The sequence below is a fragment of the Methylosarcina fibrata AML-C10 genome (assembly GCF_000372865.1).
Taxonomy (GTDB): Bacteria; Pseudomonadota; Gammaproteobacteria; order Methylococcales; family Methylomonadaceae; genus Methylosarcina; species Methylosarcina fibrata.
In genome coordinates this window covers 3,396,666-3,421,465 of sequence record NZ_KB889965.1, presented here as the reverse complement: position 1 = coordinate 3,421,465, position 24,800 = coordinate 3,396,666, and the positions used below count along the sequence as shown (strand labels likewise).

The window sequence follows — 24,800 nt, the reverse complement described above, 5'->3', positions numbered from 1 at the left end:
TTCACCTATACTTTCATTCTGATTTTTTAGTGTTTTTACCGGGAAAAGCAATGAAAGTGATACTGACGATACTGAGTGTTTTTTATTTTGCCTCTGCCTCTGCCGGCGTCTTCAAATGTACCGACGGTTCCGGGAAAACGGTTTACCGGGCCGCTCCTTGTGCGCCTGGGCAAGGCAATATTCAGATCAACGTCAAGACGGGGACTTCCACCGATCTGGACGAGGAGAAAAGACAATCCGATTTAAAGGAACAGGACCAGCAGTCCAAGCTGGACCAGGAAAAACTGGATCAACAGATGGAAGAACAGAAACAGGCCAAGCTGAAACAGGAAGCGAAGGACGAAAGCGCCAAAAATCAATTTTTAATCAAGAATAATCCAAAATTGTATTCTCCTTTCGCGATTCCTCCGTATAATCCAGACGATTTGCCGGCTTTAGTCAAAACTTTTCAAAATCGGCTGCCCGACATTGAGCGTCTGAGACGAGCGGCCGCGGAAAAAGCGCTGGCCAGCAACCGCTGCGGACGGGTTGAGGCTACCGAACTGAACATCAAGAGCACGAGGGAATCCCTGGTGTTTTTAGTCGACTGCAGCAGCGCCGCCAAATTCTATTTCACCGAACAGGAACTAAAACAATAACCGGAAATGACCTCAGCAAAAACCATTTTAATCACCGGCTGCTCGACCGGCATCGGCTACGTCACCGCCAAGGTGTTGCGGCAACGCGGCCATATTGTGATCGCAACGGCCAGAAAAGCGGAGGATGTGGCTCGCTTGCAGGAAGAAGGACTGACTTCCCTGCAACTGGATTTGGCCGACAGCGCCAGTATCCGGCAGGCGGTGCGGCAAACCCTGGAACTGACCGGAGGAACGCTCGATGCGCTTTTTAATAACGGTGCTTTCGGCCAGCCCGGCGCGGTCGAGGACTTAACGCGGGAAGTCCTGCGCTTTCAATTCGAAACCAACTTGTTCGGCACGCACGAGCTGACCAATTTGATCATTCCGGTCATGCGCAAGCAGGGCCACGGCCGGATCATCTACAACAGTTCGGTGCTGGGCCTGGTGGCTCTGACTTATCGCGGCGCCTACAATGCCAGTAAATTTGCGCTGGAAGGGCTGGCCGACACGCTGCGTCTGGAACTTCACGGCAGCAATATCCAGGTTTCCCTGATCGAGCCCGGTCCGATCTTGAGCAATTTCCGGCAGAATTCGTTCGCCTTGTACAAACAAAACATCGATGCGGAATACAGCGTTCACAAATGGACCTATCAAGCCATGGAAGCCCGTCTGCAGAAAGAGGGCGCGGCGGTGCCCTTTACCCTTCCGGCCGAAGCGGTGGCCGAAAAAGTGATCCACGCGCTGGAAGCCAAAAAGCCGAAAATACGCTACTATGTGACTTTTCCGACCCATCTGTTCGCTTTTCTCAAACGTGTTTTGCCCCATCGCTGGCTGGATGGGTTTCTTCGGAGGGTTTAAGCGATGCAAGAGCGCGAAGAAATGGTCATCGATTGCCCCTACTGCGGCGAACCGCTCGACGTGTTGGTCGACACTTCGGCAGGTCCCCAGCAGTATTACGAAGACTGCGCGGTTTGCTGTTGCCCCATCCTGTTCGTCTTGTCCGAAGACGAATCCGGCGAACTGTACCTCGACGTGAAACGGGACGACGAATGACTCGAAGCGGTTTTTGATGATCTGAAATCATCCCAAGAAGCAATCGAAGTTGCTTCCGTCAAACAGCGGATAAGGTCCAATAAATTAATGAAATTTTAAAATGCGTGTTTTAAAATAACCAGTCACTTCGCCGATGTAGCTCAGCCGGTAGAGCAACTGATTCGTAATCAGTAGGTCACGGGTTCGAATCCCGTCATTGGCTCCATACAATCAATAAGTTAATAATTACACAGATTTTATTTATTTTTTTGTGCTACGTTGGTGCTACGGACTCGATCAAACAAAGCCTTCGGCCGTTATCGATCACGCGCCAACAAGTCCTGCCGATTCCGGCATTATGCTAGGTAGTGGCCTGGTCGATTGTTTCCTATTCGGCATATAATCAATTCCAGCATAATTCCGTGCCAACAATTTAAAAGCTTTGGCAGCCGGGCATAGAGGACAGCATCAATCTTGATAGGGCGCTGTGCCCTGGCAGGATAAGACCTTCAGGTATAAAAAAGCCGGCCTGCACCGGCTGTGATCTCTATTTTATTCCGGTAGCATTTTGAAAGCATTCAGTAAGCTATGAGAAATAAGTGAGTTATTGAGCTGACTTAGTTTCGCACTTTCCTGCTGCATTTTATCCCGGTTCGCAAAACCGTAATTAAAAAAGCTGATTGGCTCAAATTGTTCGGCCAAAACCCGTCACAGAACAATTGTTGAGGAATGACTGCAACTAGGCATATTGCTGTCGATGATTTTGCTTCATAAGTGCAACGGACTTTTCGCTTCCTTGATAGTTCGATTTAGCATACCATGCGTGTAGATCATTGTAGTTATCAAATCCCTATGGCCCAATAATTCCGAATATCGACGTTGGCCTGCAGCAGATGAATAGATGGCTATGGCACAGCGAGCTTGTTGCCGTTGGAGTTCAGACTATCCTTTGCTTTGAAAATTTTCGTCAAATGCGGCAAAACTTTCGGTGAGTATCGGGGCGAGTCGTATTTGTTGCAGAAATCCAGTTAAAACCTAAATTCGAGCAATATCGGCAGCAGCAAATCATCCAGACATCCAAATTGGAGCTGGATTTTGAGGAAGCCACTCGCAGCAAGAAGGCTCTGGAGCAAGACCGTAAGAAGCTGTCGGAAGACAGGAAGAAAAAGGGAGAACAAAAGATAATGACAGAACAAGAAAAGCAGTGGTTCGATGCGCTGACGCAGGATCGCTCCGAAAGCGCCCATATGCTGGAGAAACCGTCCATGCGCGGTGTCCAGCGCAGCGTCGTGGACAAATATTCCGACCAAGCGCACTTCATCTACGAGCTTCTGCAAAATGCAGATGATGTCAAGGCGACAACTGCCACATTTCGCCTTGAAAAAAGCGGACTTTATTTCACGCATAACGGCTCTGTCCGGTTCACCGTTTCCAATCCGCAGAACGAAGAAGCGGATACGAACAACGGCACTCTGGGGCATATCAACGCCATTACTTCCATTGCCAATTCAAACAAGACGGAGGCTTCCATCGGCAAGTTTGGCGTCGGATTCAAGGCGGTCTTTCAATACACGCAAACGCCGCACATTTACGACCCGGAAATCTGGTTCAAGATCGAACGCTTCATCGTGCCGCGCATGCTGGACTCCGACCTTGATGAACGAAAATCTTCAGAGACTGCGTTCTTCTTTCCGTTTGACCACAAAAAAAAACAGCCCCAAGAGAGCTACGAGGAAATTCTTGAGAAACTAAAAGCTCTGGAGTTTCCTGTCCTGTTCCTTTCCAACCTGAAATCCGTGTCCTTTGAGGCAAAGGAAATTACTGGCGAATACACCAAGGAAGTCGCGCGGAAAATTGAGAAAGAAGACATAACGGTTCAGTGGATCACGCTGGCATTGGTAGTGAATGGCAGAAGAACCTCTCAGCGTTTGTTGGTGTTCACGCGAAACAGTAGGAGTGGACATCCCTGCTCCATCGGCTATGCCTTTGGAGAGGACAGAAAGCTCGTGCCTATTGCCCGCCCGGCATTCTGTTTTTTCCCGACCAAGGAAGTGACGAATCTGAATTTCATCCTTCACGCGCCGTTTCTTCTGACAGATAGCCGGGAAGGCATCAAAGCCGGAGAAAAGCACAATAATGAATTGATTGAGCAGTTGGCAGAACTCGCTGCGAACAGCTTGCCGATTCTTCGGGATAAAAAACTGATAGACGACGGCATCCTTGACATCATCCCCTACGACGAGGCGAGATTCAGCGGGCTGGACGACAGAAGCAGGATTTCATTTAAGCCCTTCTTTACTGCCATCAGGAACATACTCCAGACCGACATCCTTTTGCCAGCGGCAAATGAAGAGTGCTCACCAAAGATCCGTTCTTATTGGGCGTCCGACGCCGAATTGGTTGGATTATTCTCCGACAAGCAACTGGCTCAACTGACCGGCACAAAGAACGCACACTGGGTTTTTCGGAGTCTTGGCAAGAAGGAAGTCTTGAACGCCAAGAAAAATGCGCTGGCCGACTACATTGACGGCGGCGATGCCCGCGCATGGGTTCGCAAAGAGCCGAACCTGATTGTTTCGAGCCTTGACCCCGAGGCCGTTCTCAAAAAAATCACCGCTGACTTCATCGCCGCGCAGTCGCAGCAGTGGCTCCATAAACTTTATGCCTACCTTGCCGAGCGTGTTTCCTACCAGAAGTTCGTAAAGGACAAACCCATCTTTCTTGACCAGGATGGCAATGCTGCCCCGGCCTTTGACGGCAAGGATCAACTCGTCCTCTTCCTGCCCGACGACGACATTGAAGGCTACACAACCGTCAAAAAGGAACTGCTGTTAAACGAGGCCACTCGTGAGTTCATCGAGAAGTTTGGCGTCAAGAAGCCAAGTCTACGCGACGAGATTTACAACAAGATACTTCTCGCATACAACACCAATGAAGCGATTGGCATATCTCCTCATTTCAATAAGTTTTTCCGCTATTTCAAGGAATGCAGGAACGAGGAAGTCGCTGAATTTATTGGGCTGATAAAGGATAAGGAGTTTCTTCGATACAACGCGGCCGAGGACGATAAGGTATTTCCCGGGAGGGCAAATGACATTTATTTTCCTACTCCAGACTTGAAGTCGTGGTTTAAAACCAAGCCGGACACCAAGTTTCTGCTATTGGACGAATACCGCAAGATGGTTGGCGAGAACGATTTTAGGCGGTTGGATGAATTTCTTCGACAACTGGGAATTTCTAGTGTGCCAAGGGTTATAGATTCCACCAACGACAAGAAGATTGATGGGCTGGATGAGCTGTTATTAAAGATCGAGAGCGAGTATTCTGAAGTTCTTTGGAAGGTGCTCAGCGAATCGTGGAGCCGATATGAAGACTCAATGAGGGTTTTGAAGCAACATTACGGGCCGAGAGGAGGCTACAGGGGCTGTTCTTGGTGCGACTCCAGCGCGAACCTTAGTCTGCGCACGAAGTCTTGGATTCTTAACAATTCGGGCGTCTTGTGTTCAGTCGAAGGAGTAACGATCCAAACGCTTTCCGAAAAATACGATAAGACCAGCGCAGGGGCAGAGGCGCTCATTAGGTTTTTGGGAATCCGCGATGAATCGCAAAACGCCGCGCATCTGAGCGAGGAGGAGAGGCGAAAGATTGCGTTCGCGGAGAAAATCGAAAAATCAGGGTATTCTCCTGAGCAAATTCTCTCGCTAATCGAAGATGACAAGCGTACAAAGGCTGCTCAGACCTCGACGGGTAAGAGTGATAGTGGCAGCGAGCAGACTTCGCCTGGATCGACTCTGATTCAAGAGATTGAAAAGCGTCGCCCATCCGTCAAGCACGCCAACTCATCGGGTCATCAGGAAAATGATCCCACACCACCTACCCAACCAAGTGATGCCAACGAAGATGCGGACGACTACACACCGAAAGCAGTGGACTACGGCAAAAAACTGGATCGCGCCAAAGATCGTTACGCCAGCGAGCTTGACCGCATAGAGCGTGAGCAGTCTCTGCATGACAAAGCCAATACATTGCCGCGTTACAGCTACGGCTGGTTCCTCGCTCTGCTGGAACTGGAATGCATGGCAAGCAGTGAAAAAAATGTGGATGGCAAGACCATTTCCATCAGCTTCGGCAAGGTGGAGCGGGACAGTCAATCGTCCAGAACCATCGTCCTGAAAGAGCCGAGTCGCTTCATCCCGCAATCCATCGAAGAGTTTTCGGGCGTGCGCGTGGATCTCGATTTTGGCAATGGCCGCACAGGGAAGCTGCATGTCGAATCATTTACAGCCAGAGAGTTCTCATTGCTCGGCAAACTGGCGTCCGCGGGTGAGTTGAGCGGAATTGACTTGGGCGAGGTATTAGAGGCGCGCATCGAAGTCCAGAACCCGTCCTTTCTGTTGCAAGAGTTGCTGGAGCGATTCCGTGAGTTGAGGCTTGACGAAAAATTCGACATGAAGACGAGCCTGACGCCCGACATCGAATTCGTATTCGGCCCACCGGGAACAGGCAAGACCACGCACCTCGCGGAAAAGGTGTTGATTCCCATGATGCAGGCAACGGAGCAGGCAAGAGTGCTTGTCTTGACGCCGACCAACAAAGCGGCCGATGTGCTGACGACCCGCATCATGGAAAAGATGGTCGCGGATACTTCATATCTGAACTGGCTGGTTCGCTTCGGAACCTCAGCTGACGAGCGCATCGAGAAAGCAGGCGTGTGGCGGGATCGTTCTTTTGACATCGGTGCATTGCCTCGCTCCGTAACGGTTACGACCATTGCCCGCTTTGCCTATGATGGGTTTGCGGTCGAGCATGGCAGCAAGAAGCTGCATGAAATGAAGTGGAATGCCATCGTCATTGACGAGGCTTCAATGATCTCGCTTGCCAGCATCATCTACCCCCTTTACCGCCAGAAACCACGGAAATTCATCGTTGCCGGAGATCCTTTCCAAATTGAACCGATTGTCGCAGTCGAGCAATGGAAGGACGAAAACATCTACACGCTGGTCGGCCTCAATAAGGTAGGAGCTTTTGCAAAGCCCGCTACGGAGCCACACGACTACTTGGTGACGAATCTGGAAACGCAATACCGAAGTATCCCGGCCATCGGCGAGGTTTTCAGCCGTTTCACCTATGACGGCATCTTGAAGCACAACCGCGCGACTGGAGCGCAGCGTCCACTGGAACTTGACGGCCTTGATGTCCAACCGCTCAACCTCATCAAGTTTCCCGTCAGCAAATACGAAAGTATCTACCGGGCGAAGCGGTTGGAGAGTGGAACGCCCTATCAAACCTATTCGGCACTGTTCACTTTCGAATTCGTCCGGTGGCTTGCAGAGCAGATACGGATCGGCCATGCAGAGAAGTTTCGTATCGGGGTCATTGCGCCCTACCGTGCCCAGGCGAACCTGCTGAGCAGGCTGAACGACTCGTGGGCATCCAAGCCTGATGTCGTGGAGATTCAGGTCGGCACGATTCACGGTTTTCAGGGCGATGAGTGCGACATCATCATTGCCGTTTTCAATCCCCCTCCGTTCATCTCTGAAAGCCCTCAGATGTTCCTCAATAAGCAAAACATCCTGAATGTCGCCATCAGTCGTGCACGAGACTACCTCTTTATCATCATGCCGGATGCCGAAACAGAAGGCATCCAAAATCTGCGAAAGGTCGCTCATGTTGAAAAACTGGTGAAGTCAGGTGGCGCGTTCGGAGAATATGTGTCCCATGCCATTGAGAAAGTGATTTGGGGTAAGGAAAATTACCTTGAAGAGAACACCTTCTCAACCGGCCATCAGATGGTAAATGTTTATCGCAAGCCGGAGCGATACTACGAAGTCCGTAGCGACGATTCGGCAATTGATGTTCAGATTCACGAAAAACAATGAAGGAATCCTCAAGCCCATGTGCTTCGTGATCGACTTCGCACCCAAAAAAAGAAAAAGGGGACGCTAGCCTTCTCGAAGCACATCGCTTGTTTGCTTGTGGCTGCACGGTTTTGGACGTACTCTCTGGCCTAACAAAATGGGTCTAAGGGACGCGCCGTATATCTACAACTAAGGCTCCATAGAAGTCATTTAACATTTGCTATTCTCAATATATAAATGCGGAGGTAGTGATACGCCGAAGCATGAGTTAATTGAAATTTGCATCAATCAATTTCTCAGCTTTATTAGTCAGTTGTTGATAGTCATATTCATACGTTTCCAATAGTACGTAGTGAGGGAAGTGTTTTTGATACCATGCTTTTTTCTCTTCCATCCTCTCCCTGTATTTATCGCTCAACATACCCCAATGCTCCCAGATGAAGATTTCGCCCATTGCCTTAATGGTAAAATCAGGCAGCATCATGGTGCCATCGGGTGCCAGCAAAGACTGTTCATAGGCAAAATCAATACCTTTTGAGTGTAACAAGTTGGCAATAATAACTTCAGACTTGCTGCGAACCATGTCTGCTGTCAGTGTCGAGTGTACCTTGCCTGCCTTGTACCATTCATCACGTTTAAGCAATTGTTCTGGTACAGGCTGGAAGGTGAACAGAGATGAATTGATCAGCTTCAGGGCTGATTGTTCGGGGCGCATGGCATTGATCAGGGTTTCTACCGAACCTTGCACATAAACCATGCAGTGTTTGGTGGCGCGGGTCAGTGCAGTATAGGCCAACTCCATTGCCTGACTTTTCAGGGTTGATTTTGGGAGGACGAAGTAAACGCGCTCGAACTCACTACCTTGGGATTTATGTACGGAAATGGCATAGCCTAGTTCAAGGTTTTCACTCGGTTTGGTAACAGGAATGTAGCGGTTATTATGTTTGCCTAACTCTTTTCCATAGTGAATACGAACCCCATGTTTATTGGCAAAATCAACACTAAATCGTTCTAAACGAAAATGAGGGTTCTTGTATTTGTTACCGTCGAACGCATGTAAGCGGACGAGTCCCAATTCACCATTGAATACTTCACAGGTACAACTGGACTTCGTTGCATAGTCATAACCGTATAACGGTTTTGATATGGGACGATTGACGACCTGAATTACCTTGTCATACACGGTAATGCCATCAATGTTGCCTTTGTTGAGCCAGTAACTGCTTTTGTGTTGTTGACAGGCAAGGTTTATAGACTCAGTGCCGTATATTTCGCCACGCACGGGTGAAAGTATCTGGAAAGCGTTGATATTTTCATTTAACGCATTTCCCCAAATCTTTGCACTGCTTTCTTCTTCGTTAGCGGCAGTACTCAAATCTTTGGAAATTTGATGGATAAGTTTATCGGTTAAGTTTTCAGCATCACTCCAGTATTCAACCGTTAAATCTTTATCGACTGGCCCACCTTCGTGCAATTTTTGGATGAATTCTTTTCTGTCCTGTTTTGCGGTATCAAAATCCGCTTGTGAAGTTGAATCTGTTGACACTTGTGTCGGACGAGCAACTTGATTGATGAAACACTGTGCAAAATCCAGAATTCCATTACCTTTGCCTTCCACACGATTAAGCATCTGACGCAGATTGCCTTTCAGTTCAGCCAGGTGTTCCGGGTATTCCTTGCGGATATATCCCACTACATCAGCGAAGACTTTGCCAACACCAATTGGCGGAAGTTGTGCAGGGTCTCCAACCAGAATCAAGCGTTGAACATTGCTCCATTTCACTGCACGGAACAAAGCCGAAATCAAGGACAGATCAATCATCGAGCACTCATCTAGGATGATGGTATTGAAATCCTCAATGGGCTTACCACCCTGAAGGCGAAATGTCATGTTTGAATTCAACCAACCATGCTTTGCCAACAGGGAATGAATAGTGGCCGCAGTAACCCTTATAAGGCTGTCGTCTTTATTAAATTCGCTACGCAAGCGGTCAGTCGCTTTGCCTGTTGGCGCAATAACGGCAATACCTGTCGCCTCTCCATGAGCTTTGTAAGCCGCTTTAATGAGTGCTGCAATAACTGTACTTTTGCCAGTCCCAGCTCCACCGGTCAGGACGGAAAGCTTTTTATTGAAAATTCTGCCGCAGGCATCTTTCTGTCCATCAATAGCCTGCTGGTATTCCTTACGAGCCTTGATTGCCAGTGGGCTATCTTCCTTGAAAAGCTCTGTTTGCCAAAATGCTTCTGTCACAGGTCGTGGCAAACGAATGTCCGAACTGTTCAATAACCCGTTTAAACGCTCTTCAATCAGCCTTTCCTGATTCCAATTCAGCAAGTCATAGAGGTACAATCCATTGGATTCTTCACGAAGATACAAGGCTCCCCTCAAAAACTCAGCATCTATAGCAAGATAGCGTTGGGTGAGAAAATTCTGTTTCCACTCCGGTTGTGCCTTGATACGACGATTTACCTGATCCAGTAAAACATCGGCTTTAATGAAGGTTTGTTGAGCATTGCTCCGTAATGTTTCCAGCAGAATGGCACGAGTTCTTTCGGGAGAATTCGTGTCAGATAATGGTTCAACACCTGTATCTGGTGAGGAAATGGCACCACGGTCAACCATGCTCCAGGTGATACGGTCATCTGCATTTTCACCTTGGTACTGTTCAGCGAGAAGATAAAGGTTATCACCAATATCTTCCAGAGGAGCCGTAATACCCCATTGTGTTGCTTCTTCATCCATGATTTTTTCTAACTGATTAATGGTGATAGCACAACGGGCAATTTTTCCTAACAATGTGTCAAGATACTGACCAGCATTTAGTCGAATACTGCGAACAACTTTCCTCTTTTCAGCAGCATACGGCAGGTATTCACCAATACCATCGGCACGTTCCGCACAGAAGTCATGGATTTCCTGTATTATTTCCTTTTCTTTACCTGCCAGAACAGCATTGCGGAAACTGCTGATAGCTTCATGTAATCCTAGAAACTCAAGTACAGCGGGCATACCAGGATATGCACCACGGCTACGCCAAAGTTCAGCTACCAGACTTTCCAGCCACTCAATGCGTTGTGTCCAGTTCTCACTATCGTCCTGAATGTCGTCACGCAAGACACGTACAGATTCTAATATCTGTTCCAGTAGCCCCAAGGCTTGATCGTCGCTGATGTGTCGAGCTGCATATTTACATAGTTGGCTATTTTCAGGAAAAACAACAAATTGTTCTAATATATCGGGCTGGTTACGGTAACGATGATAAGGAAGACGCAGCCCTTGCTCTGGATAGTGGGATGTTATATTTCTTTGCCAAACAAAGCCTTTGTAACGTTTAAGGGTATGCTCTGAACATCCGTCATAATAAACAAAGTCGCCAATTTCTTTGAGACGGGCAACACCAACCAATACATAACGTTGCGCCTCATCATCGCTAAACGGATTGGAATAATTGGCGTAATAAAAGATCAGACTATTGTCTGCTTCCAACTGTCCAAAATAGTCTTTCGCATAAGCAAACCGCTTCCCATAGTCATATCGGCCATGTTCATCTTTCAGATCATCGTGGTTGTACATTGCCTCATAAGGCCAAATACAAGCGGTGGATGCGGGAATTTCCCATACCTTTGTTTCGGTATCATCCTTGAAAAAATCAGGCGGATCAGCTTTGACTCTGCTGCCATGTTCAGCAAATGCACTAGCGCTGTACATGCAGGCAGGCGGTTCGTCCAGTTCGGCAATCAACTTACCTGCATTTTTCCTTTCCCACTCAAGATCGCGCCGTTCTCTGATCATCTCGCCTGGATAAGAGGCACAACCTACGCAATAGGTATTTTCTGCCGGTTTTTCGCAGATGCGACCATTCCAGCCATCGTTGTGCCAGGCCAGACGGAGTGTCATGTGTTGCGCCATTTCTATCCCAAATTGAAGAAAATATAAATTTTCAGATTTTTTTGTAAATAAGTGTCAATTGAAGTCTCTAAGCAGACAATTAAATAGTCGTCCCTGAAAAAGTCATTTTTTTGAAAAAAACAGCTCATTAGGAAACATAAACAGATTCCTGAACCGTTTTATTTTGTAAAAACCGGCAGATGGCTTCCCCGATTTCCGGCCAAAAAATCCTCAACCGCCTGAGGATTAAACGCATGTTGTGTCCAGCGGCGCAGAGAACGGCATTCATGGCATCACCGAGTTGGCCTTTCAGGTAATTTCTGCTCAGCAAGCCATCGTTCTTCATGTGTCCAATCACCGGCTCGATGGCATTGCGCCGTTTTAACGCGGTTTTCAACCGTCGGGTATGGACTCCCCGTTTTTGCCTTGACTTGTACAGGGTGACACCGGGTATTTCTCGCCCCCGATAGCCCAAATCCACAAAAGCTTCTTTGGCTCGGGTACCGCTCAGGATTTCAGCTTGTTCCAGGCAGGAGTACAAGGTATCGCCGTCATAAGGATTGCCGGGAAAGCTCCTGGCGCCCAGCACGAAATTACTTTTATTGGTCACCGTGATGCCGACTTTGACGCCGAACTCGTATTTTTTGTGTGCTTTCCCTTTACTGATGCATTCCACTTCCGGTGCATGAAAGCTGTAGAGTTTGTTTTTTGTCGGTGCGTTTCTGATTCAGTATCCGCTGGGTTTTGGCCAGGGCGTCCTGAAGCCCCCTTTGCGCGGCCAGCTCCTGTTGCGGCAGTTGCCGCAGGATATCCCGATAAACACGACCCGACCAGGGTTTTCAGTTGCTTCAGGGCTTTTTGCTTACGCTTCATTTGCTTGGCATGATGATAACGATGCGATTGCACTAACAGCAGCGGTGCCTTTTTATTGTAGTTCTGTCGCAGGGGCAGCCCGTGTTGTCCAGCCAGCTTGACCAGCTCCCGACGGCATTTTTCGTGCAACTTGCCGTCCGTCGGAAAGCCAACCGCTTTTTCCTGAACGGTAGTATCGACGGTGACCGATTGAAAATCTCGTTTCTTCACGGTCCGGGTAGCGACGCCCGCCTCGATCGTCAATAACAACAGCCACTCACAGCCGGCTTCACCGATCCGTTGCCGCCATTTCGTCAGCGAGGTCGGATGACAGGGAACCTCATGCTGAAAAAAGGTTTCGCCACAAAAGTACTGCCAATAACCGTTTTCAACCCAGCGTTTAACGACCGCTTCATCCGATAAACCTTCCGCATGTTTCAGATAATGCAATCCGGCGATCAAACGGGTCGACAACGCCGGGGCGCCTTGTTCTGCTTCAAAAAACGGGCCGAATTCTTCGTCCAGCCGAGCCCAGTCTATTTTGCTGGCCAATCGATAAAGTTCATGTTTCGGGTTCAAAAACTCGTCCAGGCGAGTTTTGAAAAGGTCATTTTGCACAACTTCCTGAGGACGTTTGGGCTTCATTTTTCGGTGAAAATTTGCAAGAAAATAAAACCCATTTTAACATTTTCTTGCAATTTTTGACCTCATAAATATCCATTTATATGATATTAATCAATTTCTTATGAATTAATCAGGGACGACTAAATACTCACCGTAAAAGACCGAAAAGGGTCCAGGCTGTGTAAAAACACAAATTTCTGAATAGCGGTGGAATTATGCCATCAATTAACCAACGAATATCTCATATCAGTGGAGATTAAACTGAGTTAACTTTCTTGACTGACCAATCAAATGGGAAAAATTATAATTTCTGTCTTCATTTTTCACGTTTTTACACAGCCTCGGTCGAACTCGAACATCCGTTGTAAGGTTTCATCGACACTTATTTTGAAAGCTGCTGATCAACTTCAGATTTTGCATAGAAATTTCAATTCTTTTAATTTTTAATTTTATTGGAATTTCTAAAAGAAAAATTAGATGGCTCAATTTTAAATAACGTATTGGACATATTGAGATCAGCAATATCATGTGGGTTATAACCCAGGCTCTCTCGGATTGTCATGCACAGGCGAGTAAATGCCAGTATCTCGTGTTCCCTTTCTAAAGTACCGCCGTAATCCCAAAACTCGGTTAATGCCTCAACTACCGACTTATCGCCACAAATACAGATTCGAATTTTTGCATCGTTCAGTATCGCCAATTCCCCTGTATCATTCTCGGTTTGTCCTAGTCTGCGAGCAGCAATGATTTTCGAAACGGAATTAATGAAATCAGAATAGGCTTTTAACTTTTGTTCCATAAGTTCTTCACGCCTTTTCCGTTTTTCGGTCAAAAAATGGGTAAGCAATGCGCCCATGAGCGCACTAATCAATGATAATAAGCCGATAGATAAAATGTTCATTGAAAATGAAAAAGTAAATATGTCTAAAGATGGCAGTCGGCGATGTTTCCTTGGTTTGAGTATCTAAATTGACCCTATTATTTCCCAGAAAATCGCTCATAAACTTGGCTACCGAGCCACTTCGATATCAATGCTTGCAGCTCGGGTTTACCCATATAATCAGTAAATAAGTCCTCGTTCAACTCCATTCGCTCGATAAATAAAGACTCAAGCACTTGGCTGAAAACCAGTTGAAATTTATCCAGTGAATTGACTTCTGCGGCTTTCCTCAACGATTCATTTTGCACGGCAGCTTCCGCAATTTGATCGAAAAACAACTGGTCGGCTTCGTTTAAATCGCCGCCAAAACGCTCATTGATAATATCGATCAAACGTGAGAGCGCGACTTCTTCTTCCCTGACCATTCCAGTTCCCACTTCTTTGGGGCCATCCAGCGGTCTGGCTAAACCTTCGTTGAGACTGATCGATCCCTCGCTGATCTTTTGCAGCCGGTAATATTCCAGATCTACTTCTTCATCAAATTGGTAACCGGGGCCGGTTTTCCGTTTGGGTAGCTTCAAAGCCAAATGCCGCAAATAGGTAAACAGTTTTTCCAAATCACTGTCTTGATAGGGAATGACCTGACTCAAAAAACTGTACAGGTTTCGAAATGCCTGAATCTTGCCGCGCCAAAGCTCGGCGACTTCCTCTTCCGATTTTTGCAATTCGGCAAACCGGGCTACGGCCTGATCCAAAATGGCATTCATGGTTTTATGATCGGATGGACTTTGCCGGCGCTTGGGGGCAAAAAATACCTTGGTAAACGCATCCACTTCTTCTTGAAGATAAATCGCCGAAGCGTCCAGCTCGGCTTTGATTTCATAAAGCCGGTCGGGATCGACTTCTTCTCCCATCACGGAACCATCGTAATACTGGCGAAACGCCTCCTGAATTTCGGCCGGATCGTTGACGAAATCCAGCACAAAGGTATCGTTTTTCAACGGGTGTGTACGATTCAAGCGGGAAAGGGTTTGCACGGCCTGGATGCCAGCCAAACGTTTATCGACATACATGGTGTGCAGTAAGGGCTGATCGAAACCGGTTTGATATTTTTCCGCAACCAACAGCACTCGGTAATCAGGCTTAGCAAATGTATCTGGCAGTTCCTTTTCCTTCAGCCCATCGTTCATGGCCACTTCGGTGTAGTTTTTTTCCGGGATTTTGTCGTCTTCGACCGTACCAGAAAATGCCACCAAACTTTTGATGGCGTAGCCTTTTTCCTCGATGTATCGGTCGAACTCCTGCTTATAACGCACAGCCTCCAATCTAGAACCCGTGACCACCATCGCTTTGGCGTGGCCGCCAATCCTATGCCGGGTGAATTGCTGAAAATGCTCGATGATGACTTCGGTTTTTTGGCCGATGTTATGCGGATGCAGGCGCATGAAGCGCGCCAAGGCTTTTGCCGCCTTTTTGCGCTCGACGTTAGGATCGTCTTCGGCTTTTTTGATCAGCTTGTAATAGGTTTTATAAGTAACGTAGTTCCGTAGGACGTCTTCGATAAAGCCTTCTTCAATGGCCTGCCGCATCGTATAGCGATGAAACGGTTCGCCGTTGCGGCCAAAGATTTTTAAGGTCTTGTGCTTGGGCGTGGCGGTAAAGGCAAAAAAGCTCATATTCGCTTGTCGGCCGCGCTTGAGCATGGATCGATATAGCCGTTCGAATTGAATTTCGCCTTCTTCCTTGGTCATCTCCAAGGCCTTTTGCCGAAGAGCTGCGCCGCCTAAAACGCCTTTTAATTCGGTCGCCGTTTCGCCGGATTGCGAACTGTGCGCCTCGTCGATAATCACCGCGTAATGTCGTGTCGGCAGATGACTTAAGCCTGCTTCGCCGCGCTCCTCGTTCAATTTGGTCAATTGGCCGGCAACAAAGGGGAATTTCTGCAAGGTGGTAATGATGATCGGCACCGCCGATTCCAGCGCCTCGGCCAGTTGCCGGGAGTCTTCATCGATTTTCTGCACCACGCCTTGGCGGTGGTCAAACTGATAAATCGTGTCTTGTAATTGGCGATCCAATACCACCCGGTCGGTAATCACGATCACGCTGTCGAAGATTCGTTGGTCGGCGGCGTTGTGCAAACTCGATAAGCGGTGCGCCAGCCAGGCAAGGGTGTTGCTCTTGCCGCTCCCGGCGGAATGCTCGATCAGATAGTTATGGCCCACGCCCTCGGCTGCCGCTGTTTCGACCATTTGCCGAACCGCTTGCAATTGATGGTAACGGGGAAAGATCATGGTTTCCTTGCGGACTTTCTTGCCTTCGTCGGATATTTTTTCCTCGACGTTCAGATGTAAGAAACGCGCCAGTAAATCCAGCAAACTATCGCGCGTGAAGACTTCTTCCCATAAATAAGCCGTTTTGTAATTTCGACCATGCTTATCCGGCGCATTGCCGGCACCGCCGTTGTTGCCGCGATTAAACGGCAAGAAATGGGTGTTCGCACCGGCCAGCCGGGTGGTCATATGGGCTTCTTCGGTATCGACGGCAAAATGCACCAAAGTCCGTTTGGTAAATTGAAATATCGGTTCGCGCGGATCGCGGTCGTGGCGGTATTGGTGAATGGCATCCGCCGCCGTTTGGCCGGATAACGGATTTTTCAACTCCAAGGTGACCAATGGAATGCCGTTGACCGACAGCACCACATCCAACGACTTTTGCGAACGCCGTCCCTGGCTTTCGCCCTGCGGGCCAGCCGATGGCTGTCCAAATTCGCTCCCGGCGAATTTGTCGTTACTTGGGCTGAAATGCAATTGCCGGGTTAAACCCAAACGGTTCGCCCGGTAACGCGCGTCCAATTCGGCATTTAGGCCGTGCGCAGGCCGGAAATAAGCAATCCGCAAAGTCTTGCCGAAACATTTAAAACCGTGCCGTAATGTAGCCAAAGCACCGTGGGTATCCAGCCATTTACAGAGCGCCTGCAAAACCCTCTCGCCGGTTTCCGCCCCATGCAAGGCTTCCAGCTTGTCCCAAGTTTTGGTTTGGGTGCTGCGGATGAAGGCTAAGGCAACCTCTCGAAATATTGCCTGTTCGCGATCGAAATCGCCGGAGGATAGTTTTTCGTAACCGTCGGCCAGCAGCACGGCTTCGATTGCGGTTTCAAAGGCAGCTTCACTGGTCTGCTTCATCCTGTCTTCCTTATCCTGCATGCAGCCTGTTTAGTTTGTACGCGGCGCGTCTTCGCCAGTCATGACCGGCTTGCCGTTTTTCCAGATCACTGCGTACTGACCCAGACGCCGCTTTTTCTCCAGCGTTTTGTCGACTGCCTGCTGGAGTGTTTCCAGTATTCGCTTCCCATCGGCGGATGGGTTGGTTTTTCTTTGGGTATTCATCATTTTATTTCAGCGCAAAGGTGGTTTTACCTGCTCCATTCGGACCCGCGATGATCCAGCAGGTTGGAGTCATGATCGCATCGCCTCAATTGGAATCCGACCGGTAACGGCGCCGGTGATTAGGGCGGCGCGGCGTTCAATAAGCCGAGAGATTGAATTTCGGATTTCAGTTAATAACACAGCGCTCTTTTGACCCACGGTTTCAAGCTGTTTGATGATTTCGCGTTGCTCATTTGCTGGCGGTATTACTACACTGAAATTTCCGAGAGATTCAAAATTTAAACCTTCTCGACCACTTCCTGATTGAGAAAGATCAATTTGATGTTGGCCGAGGTCAGACCGGAGTGTGAAATAGAGAAACTTGGTTTCAATTTGGCTTGAAGGCCTTACGATGCAGACATGTTGGTTAACATTAGCTTCACTTTGCATCTCTTCAATGTAAAAGCAGCGACCTATTGAAGCTCCGGTAATATTTATCAAAACATCGCCTGCAAATATCTTGCTATTGCTCATGGATTCGTGTGTTTCAGAATCAATAAACACAATGTCATCCATTCGCAAACCGTCAAAATGAATGTTTTGACTTCTGAAAAGTGGAACACCTTCAGACTGATACGATTCTGCTCCACCTCTTGGAGTTATCCCGCTTCCGATTTTGGAAACAACATACTTTAATTTCCAAACATTCCAATGCGCCGGAATATCCCCAAGCCAATCGAGGCCGGAGGGCTTTAGCGGCGCATCGGGATTCAAGCCGCGCGTGACGGCGCGGCTAATCAGCGCGGCGCGCTTTTCTTCCAGCAGGGCCAGCATTTTTTCCTTTTCCGCGAGCAGCGCGTCGATGCGCGCGGTTTCGCGGTCGAGGTAGTCGGCGATTAGGCGTTGGGCTTCTTGATCGGGGAATATTACGCGCTGTTCGTAAACAGATTCTCTATTCAATCCAGGAACAGCCGCTTCCTTAGAACCTTCGTCGAGTTTAAGAGTTTGGAGCGCCCAATAAAGCCAACGTAAGTTCGAGCTGGTTTGATTGCTATCAATAAAAAAAGTTGTGTCAGATGCAAAACATCCGCTAGGCGCCCAATTTACTTTTCCATAAGAACCTTTTCTACCAACGACGATGGCTGGAGCCAAAGTGTTGCTTTCGATAGTCGTTGAATACGGGCCGTTTGAGCCAAATGCGGGCACATCGCCAGATAACTCCTCTTCCTTTGGAAGCGCATCACCGTAACCTAAACGACAAATAAACTTCAAGCGCATAGGTGGGCTTAGAGAAGAGTAACTCGACATCACCGACTCGGCATCCTGTCGAATTACGCTATCGTTACCCCGTTCTGTATTTTCATTCATTCTGCTCATCCTCAACGTCTTCGCCCCACTCCGCCAATTTCCGCCGCAGCAATTCCTTGTCCGGCAAATAAAGCCGATATTCCCGCGCATGAATGTTGGCCTCTTTGGGCAAGGTAATTTCCACCAACGCATCGTGTTTCTTTTTACACAATACAATGCCGATCGTCGGCTGTTCGTCCGCCAGCTTCACGTAACGGTCGAAATAGTTGACGTACATTTGCATCTGACCCAAATCGCCATGAGTCAGTTTGCCGATTTTCAGGTCGATCAACACATAGCAGCGCAGCAGGCGGTTGTAAAACACCAGATCGACGAAAAAATGCTCTTCGTCGAAGGTGAAACGTTTTTGCCGGGCTTCGAACAGAAAGCCTTTGCCCAGTTCAAGCAAGAACTGTTCGAGTTTATCGATGATGGCGCTTTCCAAGTCGGACTCGGAATATTTTGCTTTTTCGTCCAGGCCAAGGAATTCCAAGACATACGGTTCTTTCAGCAAGTCCTCGGGACGGGTGATGGTTTGGCCGCTGGAGGCCAGTTTCTTCACAGCTTCTTTGTCGCGGCTCAGAGCAAGCCGCTCATAAAGGCCGGAATTGAATTGGCGTTTGAGTTCCCGCAAGGACCAGCCTTGATCGGTCGCTTCGATTTCATAGAAACTCCGCTCCCCGACGTCTTTGATACCGACGAGAAACACATAGTGCGACCAGCTTAAGGTAAACCCGCTAGACAATGGCTGTGTTTTTCCTTCGTCAACAAATCGCCAAAACGGTATGCGGGATTTTTGTAAAAAGTCAGACGTTGTCTGACTTTTCTCAAACCGAGGTAATGAGTCAAACTCTGTCTGACTTATTGATTTCCGATAGGTTAAATAAAACTTGCGCATGATTTTGAGGTTCGTGAGAGAGAACCCCTTGCCAAACTCCGCGGTCAGCGCTTGAGCAAGCGCCTTTAGCGTCGATTCGCCATATTCGGCCCGTTGATTGCCTTGTTGTTCATGTTCAACAATGCGGCGGCCGATTTCAAAGTTGGTCAATACCTGAATCAAATCGACAGAGCGCACCACCGTCTTGCGCGCGGCGAGAATGAGGTCACGAATGTCGATTAATAGTTCGTTCACTCCGTCACCTCCCGCAACAGCGCCATGATCCGCTTTTCCACGGCTTCCAATTCCGCATCAATCTGATGCAACGGCCTTGGCGGTTGGTATTGAAAAAACTCGCGGTTAAAGTTGATTTCGTAACCGACCTTGCCGATACCGCCGTCCTGTTCGTCCAGGGCTTCCCGATCGACCCAGGCATCGCCGACATAGGGCAAGACTTCGCGTTTGACGTAGCTGAGTACGTCTTCTTTTAGTGGGATGTTTTCAAAATCCTTCAAGGCCGGATCGGCTTCGTATTCCAAGCATTTACCCTCACCCCTTGCCCCTCTCCCACGGGGAGAGGGGAATAGACCCAGCAGAGCATGCAGCTCGTTGGGCTGAAGTTCCGGCAAAGTCTGGCCCGGAAACAAGGCCGCCGTATCGGGCGCTTCGGCTTTGTGCAGTTTGGCAAGCACCGGCTTGGCGTCGGGATTAATGATGGTGAAGGCATCGCGGAACAGTTTTTTCTGCGCCGTGCCTTTAGCGCCTTTGGCCCAGCCTTCCAAGCCGGCGGGCAAGGTTTTGACGATGTCCTGCACCTGTTCCCAAACGCTGTTCCAGTCGTCATGAACCTCTTGCCCGAGTTTATCTTCCACGGCGACCACCGCATCGTAGAGTTCCGGGCAGGCATTGAGATAGCGTTTCTTGGCGTCTTGGCTGATTTGAAAACGCAAACGCAACGGGCGCTGGATGGTGACGCGGCGGTAGCCGAAGTCGGTGTTGTCGAATTGTTTGCTGGTGACGCGCTCGACCCATTTTTGCCCTTCCGGGGCATCGGTATCGGGCGGACTGGTGCGCCATTCTGTAGGTTTGCCGTCTTTATCCAGTTTTAACCAAGCCTTGCTGTTTAAAGCTGATGAGCCGTGCTCTTTGGTGATTTCGTCTATTGCGTTTTGATTCAGATAACGGCGTTTGTCGCCCAGGCTGCGCTTCATCGGCAACCAGCGTTCGCGTGCGTCGATCAGTTGAATTTTGCCTTGGCGGTGTTCAGCTTTACGGTTGCTGACCACCCAAATAAAAGTGCCGATGCCGGTGTTGTAAAACATTTGCTCGGGCAAGGCGACGATAGCTTCCAGCCAGTCGTTTTCTATAATCCAGCGGCGAATTTCACTTTCACCACTACCCGCGCCGCCGGTGAACAACGGTGAGCCGTTGAATACGATGGCGACACGCGAACCGGGCTTATCGCGATTATTTGCTTCATAAGGTTGGAATTTGCTGATCATGTACAGCAAGAACAACAAAGCGCCGTCATTAACACGCGGTAGTTTGCCGTTGTAACCGCGAAAATTAGGCCAGCGGTCTATCAGTTTTTTCTCGGCTTTCCAATCTACGCCGAACGGCGGATTTGCCAACAAATAATCAAAACGCTGGGTTGGAAACGGGTCATCGGTAAGAGTATTACCCAGCGCTACCCAACTGTCTTTGTGACCCTTGATCAGCAAGTCGGACGCGGCTACTGCATAAGAACGAGGATTGTAATCTTGGCCATACACCTTAACGGTCGCTTGGTCATTGTGAGCACGTATCCAGTTTTGCGCTTCGGCCAACATGCCGCCGGTGCCGCAAGCAGGGTCGCAAATGGTGGCGATAATGCCTTGCTGAGTCAACACATGGGTATCAGGTTCCAGCAGCAAATTGACCATGAGCCGGATGACTTCGCGCGGGGTAAAGTGATCCCCGGCAGTTTCATTGGCGGATTCGTTGAAACGGCGGATCAGGTCTTCGAACACCAAGCCCATGGTGATGTTATCGACCCGTTTGGGATGCAAATCGATCTCGGCGAATTGGGCGACCACTTGATACAGGCGGTTGGCTTCTTCCAACTTTTCGATTTCTTTTTCAAAATCGAAGCGCTCGAAAATCCGCCGGATGTTTTCCGAGAAGTCGTTGATATAGCTGGTCAGGTGGCGGCCGATGTTGTCCGGGTCGGCTTTGAGTTTGTAAAAGTCCAGTTTGCTGTGATTGTGAAAACCTAACGGCGTGCCGTTTTCATCCTTCGCTACTTCGTTGAGAATACGGTCAACGAGCTGGGCATCTTTATCTTTGATGGTTTCGTAACGTGATAATACTTGCTCTTTGGTCGGTGCCAGCACGGCATCGAATCGGCGCAAAACGGTCAACGGCAACATGACCCGTTCGTATTGCGGCGGTCGATACGGGCCGCGTAGCAGGTCGGCGACCGACCAGATGAAATTGGCTAGTTGTTGAAAGTTGGTCGGACTCATAAATTCGTTATTCCGGAAAGCGGATTGTTTTATTTGAACTGTCCATGCCAGAAAAGCATGTTTAGGGTGTAAAGCCAAAAGTACCTACCGCATGGCGACTGAGTAGGTCGTAAATCATCGTGCAGTTCACACTAAAAACATTAGCCGCATCGGGAATCAGGACACGTCGTTTGGTATCTGGCCAACTGCGCTCATGAGTGGCTAAATTGAAGCCGTGAGCTTTTGCAGTAGCAATCAGAAATGCATCGGCTTTATCGGCGCGGGCAAATTCGTCTTTTGCTTGTTGCGTGTAATGGTTGTTGGAAAAATTCCAGGTCATTACGTGACTATAAGCTCGCATGACTGCTGCATCATGTGTGTCGGGCACAAAAAAACTGCTGGGCAATTGATTAGCCCAGAGTTTTACTTGATCGTCATCATTGCCGTCGTTGAGTTCTTGAAACACTTTAGCCGTACTGAAAAGCAAGCCCGCATCGTGCCCGTCAGCCAACCATTGCCAAAATCCCTGGCAAAACTCAAAACGGTAATGGAAATTTTTGGCCTGGATAAATACGTTGGCGTCGACCAAATAACGGTGAGCAGGCGTCATCGCAAACCCAATCTTTTGCCCAACTCAAGCACGGTTTCTGGGCGGACATTTAACAAACTTGCGGCTTCGCGCAGCATCGTCTGGCCGCTAATGGCATTTGCCACGATAGCGTTGGTTAGTCTTTTGCTGTTCCTTACCGGGTAGCTTCGGAACGGGCTGCCACCATCAGATTTGCTGGTGTTTTTACTCGCATTGGCAATCGCTTGGTAGGTGGTCCAATCGATTTTTCTCAAATCCAAAGCGCGTCTGGCAATAACCAGTTGGCTTACTTTGAATTTTTTGCTGAGTAGATCGAAATGCTTGGGATTTTGCTCCCATGCGGGAATAAACTCGTTCTCAGGTGTCAATAATTCGGCGGCTATTCGATTGCAGTAAGTCTCTAAGTTAACTTGGTTGGGCTGATTGGGAGCAACGTCGGAAACGCCGCTTTCACCCAGCCAAATATGCGCCAGTTCGTGGGCCAGGGTAAATATCCAGGCTGCTTCGCTATCTTTACCATTGATAAAGATGGCCGGTGCAAGTGCATCGGAAATAGCAAAACCTCTGAATTCATCGACAGACAAACCGCGTTTAGTATTGCTTTTGACGATGCTACTTCTAAAGACCAACACACCGATGCTCTCGATTCCTTCGCTCAGCAAATTGTAAAAAGCCTTGTAATCTTTAGATGCCTGGCGATTCTGCTCGGTAATGTTCAAGGTTTTGCGTATATCGTCGGCAACCTTGGCAGGGGCATGTTGGGCATGGAAAGCATATTTGCCAACGAAGGGCAACGGTTGCGCGCCTTGATCGCGCAAATAATCTTGATACCATTGCTGTTTGCGAAGGACATCATCTAATGTATCGAAAAAATTGACGCTTAATGGCGCGTGATCGGGTAGCTGTCTTAAATCTGGCAGACTGCGCTCGATCGTAGCCGGTGGCGTTTCTAAAAAGAAATAGCCGAAGGGAATATGCGTTTTTTGGGCGAGTTTTTCCGTTTGAGCGACAGACAATTTCCCCGCTTTATAATCATTCGCTTTGCTCGGCGCTCCCAGCAAACCTACCAACGCATCAAGGCTAAGACCGCGTTGATCGGCGGCCCAGCGCAGTATATGTGGGGATATTTGCAGGGTTGCCATTTTAATTAACGTATATTGAGCGAATTTTGATTATTATAGAAATCTTCTGACGCAAAGTGCGCAGACTATGTTGTTTTTGTTTACCTTCCTCCGGTTATATGAATAGGGTAACTGATAAAACAAAATTGTTAAACACCATGTTGCCGCATTTTTTGATCAGCCATAGCCTTAACTACAGCTCTGGCAATTTCATCAGCATTTTGGTTCGTAGAAACCCGTGGCAACTTTAGTTGTTGGATGATCTCGCCCTGCCGATGTGGTTGCACATGACCGTAACTATACAAGGTCGTCAATACATCTTCATGGCCTAAATTCTGGCTCCAGGACTTAAATTCTTCAGGGGTTTGGCAAAGCTGCTGGCCAAGCGTTACCAGAGTTTTACGAAAGCTGTGAGGGTTAAAATATGGCAAACCAGCTGATTTGAAAGCTTCACGGAAAATGGTTCGTATCGGCGATGCATTGTTCCAATGGGCATTCTGAAGTCCTGACGGTTTAAAAAACCGGTCTTCACCCACAACGACATGGGTTTTAGGAAATAACGGGTCGTCGTGTCCCCAAAGCAATGCTTCTTTCAGATAACGAACCCAGTCACAGACGATTTGCTGTATCTGATCGCCAACAGGAAAGAAGAACGTGGTGAAGGTCTTGCTGAATTTAGTATTCACCTCCCTGGCATCCTGAAAAACACAGTTGCTGGCGATGTCTATGTGTTTTAATTTCATCGATGCGATCGCGCTATCTCTTGCGCCGGTCAATAAAGTAAAAGCGATCAGTGCGCGGTTTCGCCGTTCTATGTCGGTATTGCTGGGCATGGAGTCAATGACATGTGTAATTTGCTCCATCGTTGGTACGGCGGTTTCTCGTCTCGCTGTCGCAATACGGACTTCCTTTTCGGACAGGTTGAAGTATTCGGTATCGGTGTAGATGATGCGCGATTTATAGCCGGATTGCATCGCCAACCACTGGAAAAAGCTTTTCAATTGCCCCAAGGTGGAGTTCATCGTGGCTTTACTTAATGGCTTGCCGGTTTGTTGGTTGGTTTGTTTGGCGAGATGCGCTTTAAATCCAACCGCCTGCTGAAAATGAAAAGCTTTAAAATCACGGTATTTAGTATAGACTTCAAATCGGCTGATGGCCTTGGCGACTGCATCTACCGAACTGTCATTCTGGCGTTTCGCTTCTTTCAGAAAAATGAAGTATTGGCGCTTGATCCGTTCGTTATTAGCGTTGTGTTTTATCATAATT

The 24,800-nt window shown here is 48.4% G+C and carries 14 protein-coding genes, 1 tRNA gene and 1 pseudogene; 5 read left to right on the top strand and 11 right to left on the bottom strand.

Annotated features, from left to right (window positions below; all coding sequences use genetic code 11):
• Positions 1-50: 50 nt before the first annotated feature.
• From A3OW_RS0115985 to A3OW_RS0115965, 5 genes are all read left to right on the top strand, one after another.
• On the top strand, positions 51-638 hold the full coding sequence (locus A3OW_RS0115985; protein WP_020564451.1) for a DUF4124 domain-containing protein: 588 nt from the start codon (positions 51-53) through the stop codon (positions 636-638).
• Positions 639-644: 6 nt separating this feature from the next.
• Positions 645-1,475, top strand: coding sequence for an SDR family oxidoreductase (locus tag A3OW_RS0115980; RefSeq protein WP_020564450.1), 831 nt, complete (start codon positions 645-647; stop codon positions 1,473-1,475).
• A gap of 3 nt (positions 1,476-1,478) precedes the next feature.
• Positions 1,479-1,670 carry a CPXCG motif-containing cysteine-rich protein gene (locus A3OW_RS0115975; RefSeq protein WP_020564449.1) on the top strand — a complete coding sequence of 64 codons (192 nt, stop codon included), beginning with the start codon at positions 1,479-1,481 and terminating at the stop codon, positions 1,668-1,670.
• A 129-nt stretch (positions 1,671-1,799) separates the two neighbouring features.
• Positions 1,800-1,875, top strand: a tRNA-Thr gene (locus A3OW_RS0115970).
• Positions 1,876-2,731: 856 nt separating this feature from the next.
• Entirely contained in the window at positions 2,732-7,528 is a 4,797-nt protein-coding gene (locus A3OW_RS0115965) for a DEAD/DEAH box helicase (protein ID WP_020564448.1), read from the top strand.
• 247 nt (positions 7,529-7,775) lie between these two features.
• Here the strand turns inward: A3OW_RS0115965 and A3OW_RS0115960 are convergent, their stop codons facing one another.
• The 11 genes and pseudogenes from A3OW_RS0115960 to A3OW_RS0115905 all read right to left on the bottom strand — a co-directional run bounded on the left by A3OW_RS0115960 (position 7,776) and on the right by A3OW_RS0115905 (position 24,796).
• Positions 7,776-11,405 carry an AAA family ATPase gene (locus tag A3OW_RS0115960; RefSeq protein WP_198291327.1) on the bottom strand — a complete coding sequence of 1,210 codons (3,630 nt, stop codon included), beginning with the start codon at positions 11,403-11,405 and terminating at the stop codon, positions 7,776-7,778.
• Between the two features lie 139 nt (positions 11,406-11,544).
• Positions 11,545-12,893 (bottom strand): annotated as a pseudogene (locus A3OW_RS26555) (IS5 family transposase).
• Between the two features lie 415 nt (positions 12,894-13,308).
• A complete protein-coding gene (locus A3OW_RS25205; RefSeq protein WP_020564444.1) occupies positions 13,309-13,773 on the bottom strand; it encodes a hypothetical protein in 465 nt (154 codons plus the stop codon).
• A 77-nt stretch (positions 13,774-13,850) separates the two neighbouring features.
• The gene (locus tag A3OW_RS0115940) at positions 13,851-16,934 is read right to left on the bottom strand and encodes a type I restriction endonuclease subunit R (RefSeq protein WP_026223657.1); all 3,084 of its coding nucleotides are present in this window, start codon (positions 16,932-16,934) and stop codon (positions 13,851-13,853) included.
• Positions 16,935-16,964: 30 nt separating this feature from the next.
• Complete coding sequence (locus tag A3OW_RS27965) at positions 16,965-17,141, bottom strand: hypothetical protein (protein ID WP_020564442.1); 177 nt, start codon at positions 17,139-17,141, stop codon at positions 16,965-16,967.
• Between the two features lie 66 nt (positions 17,142-17,207).
• On the bottom strand, positions 17,208-18,485 hold the full coding sequence (locus A3OW_RS25200) for a restriction endonuclease subunit S (RefSeq protein WP_020564441.1): 1,278 nt from the start codon (positions 18,483-18,485) through the stop codon (positions 17,208-17,210).
• Positions 18,478-19,596 (bottom strand): PDDEXK nuclease domain-containing protein, encoded by a 1,119-nt coding sequence (locus A3OW_RS0115925; RefSeq protein WP_020564440.1) that lies wholly within the window; start codon positions 19,594-19,596, stop codon positions 18,478-18,480. The genes A3OW_RS25200 and A3OW_RS0115925 overlap by 8 nt, the downstream gene beginning before the upstream one ends.
• Positions 19,593-21,845, bottom strand: coding sequence for a type I restriction-modification system subunit M (locus A3OW_RS0115920; RefSeq protein ID WP_020564439.1), 2,253 nt, complete (start codon positions 21,843-21,845; stop codon positions 19,593-19,595). The genes A3OW_RS0115925 and A3OW_RS0115920 overlap by 4 nt, the downstream gene beginning before the upstream one ends.
• Before the next feature lie 61 nt (positions 21,846-21,906).
• Positions 21,907-22,434: a DUF4411 family protein gene (locus tag A3OW_RS0115915; protein ID WP_020564438.1), complete on the bottom strand. Its 528-nt coding sequence runs from the start codon at positions 22,432-22,434 to the stop codon at positions 21,907-21,909.
• A complete protein-coding gene (locus A3OW_RS0115910; protein ID WP_033411762.1) occupies positions 22,431-23,555 on the bottom strand; it encodes an ImmA/IrrE family metallo-endopeptidase in 1,125 nt (374 codons plus the stop codon). The genes A3OW_RS0115915 and A3OW_RS0115910 overlap by 4 nt, the downstream gene beginning before the upstream one ends.
• Before the next feature lie 128 nt (positions 23,556-23,683).
• Positions 23,684-24,796: a tyrosine-type recombinase/integrase gene (locus A3OW_RS0115905; protein ID WP_020564436.1), complete on the bottom strand. Its 1,113-nt coding sequence runs from the start codon at positions 24,794-24,796 to the stop codon at positions 23,684-23,686.
• Positions 24,797-24,800 lie beyond the last annotated feature (4 nt).